Source organism: Frankia sp. CeRuru1 (assembly GCF_977966315.1).
Genome location: NZ_CDWWEW010000386.1, coordinates 1 through 4,829, shown reverse-complemented (window position 1 = coordinate 4,829; position 4,829 = coordinate 1). Strand labels below are relative to the sequence as shown.

The window sequence follows — 4,829 nt, the reverse complement described above, 5'->3', positions numbered from 1 at the left end:
GGCGGGGCGAGCGGCCGGCTGGCCCAGCCAGCGTCGCACCAGACTGGTCAGAACCAGGATCACGGCTGTTCCGACCACTTCAATGATCACATTCGCGAGCAGATGACTCATCGTGCAACCTCCTATGCGTACTGTGTCGCTCCCCGGCCCTGATCGGGGCGCGCCAGACCGCCACGAGGCGGGCGGTTCGTACTTCCGGGTGACACGGTGCGGGCTAAAGATGAACAGAAAGCGAGCGATCTCGTTCGGTTGCATGGCCAGAGCATGAACCCGCCTATTCGTCGCGGTCCGTGACTGTCCGACGAACCGCCGGGTCAGCCCGTGTGGGGGGCCTGCTGCGGGGTGGGCTCGGCCCGATCCGGCGGAACCCCGATCGGACCAGGTCGATCGGACGAGGTCGATCGGACGAGGTCGATCGGACCAGGTCGGAGGATCGGAGAAGGCGGGGACGCCGTCACCCGGCATCCGCCCGCACTTCACCCTTCGCTACGGTGAAGCCGTGGTCGGGTGTGCGTGGATGACGCGAACAGGTCGGGCGCGGAGCCGGCAGACCGATCGTCGTTCCGCGTGGCCTCCGGACCCGGCGGCCTCGCCGGACGGGCTGAACGGACCGGATGGGCCGGGTAGGCCGGACTCGTCTGGCTCGTGGGCCAGGTCGGCGCGTCGATGAACTTCTTCGAGGGGACGGTCCTCGGTCTCGTTCAGGGGCTCACCGAGTTTCTCCCGGTCTCGTCCAGCGCCCACCTGCGCATCGCCGCCGCGCTCGCCGGCTGGGAGGACCCGGGCGCCGCGTTCACCGCTGTGACCCAGATCGGCACCGAGGCCGCCGTGCTGATCTACTTCCGTAAGGACATCGCCCGCATCGTGGCGGCGTGGGCGCGCTCGCTCACCCGCCGGGAGATGCGTAAGGACCCCGACGCCCGGATGGGCTGGCTGGTCATCCTCGGCACCCTTCCGATCGGCCTGCTCGGGGTGACGCTGCAGGACGCCATCGAGGGCCCGTTCCGCGACCTGCGGCTGATTGCCACGACGCTGATCGTGCTTGGCCTGATCCTGGGCGGCGCGGACTGGTACGCCTCGAAGGGGCGGCCGCAGGGTCGTCATTCGCCGCCCCGCCCGCGCAAAGTGCTCGAGGACTTGTCGGTGCGTGACGGGCTCTTCTATGGCCTCGCCCAGTCTGCCGCGCTGATCCCCGGCGTCTCCCGGTCCGGTGCGACGATCAGCGGGGGCCTGCTCCTCGGCTACACCCGCGAGGCCGCGGCCCGATATTCTTTCCTGCTGGCGATGCCAGCGGTGCTGGCGTCCGGGGTCTTCGAACTGCGCTCCATCGGTGGGAAGGATGCCGACGTCGCCTGGGGCCCGACGATCCTCGCCACGCTCGTGGCGTTCGCCACCGGGTACGCCGCGATCGCGTGGTTCCTACGGTACATTTCGACGCGCAGTTTCGCGCCCTTCGTGCTGTATCGCGTGGGGCTGGGGTTGCTGCTGTTCTCCCTGCTGGCCGGGGGTGCCCTCAGCCCCGGCGCCGGTGCCCCCCCGGGCTGAACGGGCGGGGAGCCCCAGGCGCGACCCACGTGCCTACGCCCGTCAACTACGGTGAGGGTCGGCGGTCCGCGTGCGCAGACGGTGAAGGTGTCTGCGGGACATATCCGAACGAGTCCGAGGCCCGCCCGACGTCGGTCGGGAAACCGATACCGATACCGATTCCGCTGCCGAGCCTCCGGCAGCGACCGCGACGGAGCGTGGAGGACGCCATGATTCGGCGAGGGGCCGCGGGATCGCGGCTGTCTCCGGGACGGCTCGACGACCGGGACCTGGCGCCCATCGACGACCCCGCGTCCGTCGGCGACCCCGCGTCCGTCGGCGACCCCGCGTCCGTCGGCGACCCCGCGTCCGTCGGCGACCCCGCGTCCATCGACGACCCCGCGTCCATCGACGACCCCGCGTCTGCCAACGGGTCCATGCCCGCCAACGGGTCCGCGTCCGCCAACAGGTCCATGCCCGTCGGCGGGGCCTGGTCCGTCGGCGGGTCCGGCCCCGCCGCGACCGGTCGATCCGCCGCCGGGCTGACCGCCGCCGAGGTCGCCGAACGCGTCGCCGACGGCCGCGTCAACGACGTGCCGGCCCGCTCCAGCCGTTCGCTGCGCGACATCATCCGTGCGAACGTCCTCACCCGGATCAACGCGATCATCGGCGTTCTGCTGGTCTTCGTCGTCATCGTCGGTCCATTCCAGGACGCCCTGTTCGGCGGTGTGATCATCGTGAACACCCTGGTCGGCCTGTTCCAGGAGCTGCGGGCGAAGCGCACCCTGGACCGGCTTGCCGTGGTGGGGGAGTCCCGGCCCGTCGTGCGGCGTGACGGTGTCGCCCGGGAGCTCCCCGCCGCCGAGATCGTGCTGGACGACGTGATCGAGCTCGGCGCCGGCGACAAGATCCCCGTCGATGGCCTGGTCCTGGCAGCCGATCACCTGGAGGTCGATGAGTCGCTGCTCACCGGTGAGGCGGATCCGGTGCACAAGCAGCCCGGCGACATCGTCATGTCGGGCAGCTTCGTTGTCGCGGGGTCGGGGGCGTTCCGGGCGACCCGGGTGGGCCGCGAGGCCTACGCGGCCCGGCTCGCTGAGGAGGCGAGCCGGTTTACCCTGGTGCACTCCGAGCTGCGGGGCGGCATCAGCACCATTCTGCGGGTCGTCACCTGGATGATCATTCCGGCCGGCCTCGCGCTGATCATCAGCCAGGTGGTCGTCAACGACGACGACCTGCCCGAGGCCATCCGCCGGATGGTCGCCGGACTCGTGCCGATGGTGCCGGAGGGCCTGGTGCTTCTCACGTCGGTCGCCTTCGCGGTCGGCGTGGTGCGGCTGGGCCGGCGGCAGTGCCTGGTGCAGGAACTGCCCGCGATCGAGGGGCTGGCCCGCGTCGACGTCGTCTGCCTGGACAAGACCGGCACCCTCACCGAGGCCGCGATGGACGTCGTGGAGCTGCGGATCGTCGAGCCGGGCACCGCCGGCGCCGTACCTGAGACGGGCGCCGCCTCCGGGGCAGGTGCGGCCGGAGAGCCGAGCACCCTCGTGCCGAGCGTGCTCGGCGCCCTCGGCGCGGCCGACAGCCGGCCGAATCCGAGCCTGCAGGCGATCATCGATGCCTATCCCGCCCCGCAGGGCTGGCAGGTGCGGGCGGACGCGCCGTTCTCCTCGGCGCGTAAGTGGAGCGGCGCGACCCTCGCCGCCGCGGACGGGACCGAGGGCACCTGGCTGCTCGGCGCGCCCGACGTGCTGCTGGCAGCTGGTGACCGGGTGCTCGCCACCGCGGACGAGTACGGGGCGCAGGGCCTGCGGGTGCTGCTGCTCGCTCGGTTCGGCGCGCCGCTGGCGGACGCACTGGCGGACCCGGCGACGGTGCCGACTGGCGTCGTCCCGGTGGCGCTCGTGGTCATCGCCCAGCGGCTGCGGGCGGATGCCCCGGATACCCTGCGGTACTTCGCCGAGCAGAACGTCGCCGCCAAGATCCTCTCGGGGGACAACGCGCTGTCGGTCGGCGCGGTCGCCCGCTCGCTGGGGCTGCCCGGCGCCGACGATCCCGTTGACGCCCGCACGCTGCCGACCGACCGGGCCGCGCTCGCCGACGCCATGGAGAGCCACTCGATCTTCGGGCGGGTCAGCCCGCAGCAGAAGCGGGAGATGGTCGCGGCGTTGCAGTCGCGGGGGCACGTCGTTGCGATGACCGGCGACGGCGTCAACGACGTCCTGGCGCTCAAGGACGCCGACATCGGCGTGTCGATGGGATCCGGCAGCCAGGCGACCCGCGCGGTCGCCCAGATCGTGCTGCTGAACAACAGCTTCGCGACGTTGCCGCCGGTGGTCGCTGAGGGACGGCGGGTCATCGGCAACATCGAACGGGTCGCGAACCTGTTTCTGACCAAGACCGTCTACTCGGTCCTGCTCGCAATCGTGGTTGTGATCACCCAGGTGCCGTACCCGTTCCTCCCTCGGCATCTCACGCTCGTCGGGTCGCTGACGATCGGCATCCCGTCGTTCTTCCTGGCGCTGGCACCGAACACCGAACGGGCGCAGCCGGACTTCGTCGGTCGGGTGCTGCGCTTCGCCCTTCCCGCCGGGTTGCTCGCCGCCGCGGCGACGATGACATCCTACCTGCTGGCCCGGTCACACTTCTATGGTCAAGACCTGGACGCCGAGACCTCGATGGCGACGCTGACGCTGTTCGGAGTCGCGCTGTGGGCACTGGCGATCGTCGCCCGTCCGTACACCTGGTGGCGCATCGCGCTCGTGCTGACCATGGCGGTCGCGTTCGCGCTGGTCCTGGCCATCCCGTCCGGCCAGGAGTTCTTCCAGCTCTCCCTGGTGGGGACGACCGGGCCGTGGACGGCGGTCGGCATCGCCGCGGTGGCGGCGGTCCTGCTCGAACTCGTATGGGCGATCATCCGCCGGCAGCTGACGGTGGTGGCCGCGCGGGTGGACCTGGAAGCGGCGCGCCGCCCGTCGATTTCGCAGAGCAACGTGCGGATCCTGCCCGCGGCGCGGACCCTGCCCGCGGCGCCTGCCGAGGGTGCGCCTGCCGACAGCCCGCGGTCCGCGGCGGTCGTCCGTCCAGGGGCGGTCGTCCGTCCGGGGGTGGTCGTCCGTCCGGGGGGGAGGGCCGCGGCATCCGGTCCCGACGGCCCGCGGCCGACGCCGTAGCCGGGGTTCTCTCCCGGCCTGCCTATCCGGAGGTCTCGGCCTCAGCGCTGGTCTCGTCTCCGGGGGCGGGCGAGGTCGTGCGTGAGGTGGCGGCTGCTGAGGTGGCGGCTGTCGAGGTAGTGAGGGTGGCCG

At 71.7% G+C, this 4,829-nt stretch carries 2 protein-coding genes; both read left to right on the top strand.

Going from position 1 to position 4,829, the window contains the following annotated elements:
• Positions 1–666 precede the first annotated feature (666 nt).
• The gene (locus tag AC08OP_RS20970; protein WP_476615745.1) at positions 667–1,545 is read left to right on the top strand and encodes an undecaprenyl-diphosphate phosphatase; all 879 of its coding nucleotides are present in this window, start codon (positions 667–669) and stop codon (positions 1,543–1,545) included.
• 209 nt (positions 1,546–1,754) lie between these two features.
• A complete protein-coding gene (locus tag AC08OP_RS20965; protein ID WP_476615744.1) occupies positions 1,755–4,697 on the top strand; it encodes an HAD-IC family P-type ATPase in 2,943 nt (980 codons plus the stop codon).
• Positions 4,698–4,829: the final 132 nt, after the last annotated feature.

What these genes read in the sequence shown, in the direction of transcription:
- AC08OP_RS20970 (WP_476615745.1), top strand. Translation starts at nt 667, where the DNA reads ATGAACTTCTTCGAGGGGACGGTCCTCGGTCTCGTTCAGGGGCTCACC.
- AC08OP_RS20965 (WP_476615744.1), top strand. Translation starts at nt 1,755, where the DNA reads ATGATTCGGCGAGGGGCCGCGGGATCGCGGCTGTCTCCGGGACGGCTC.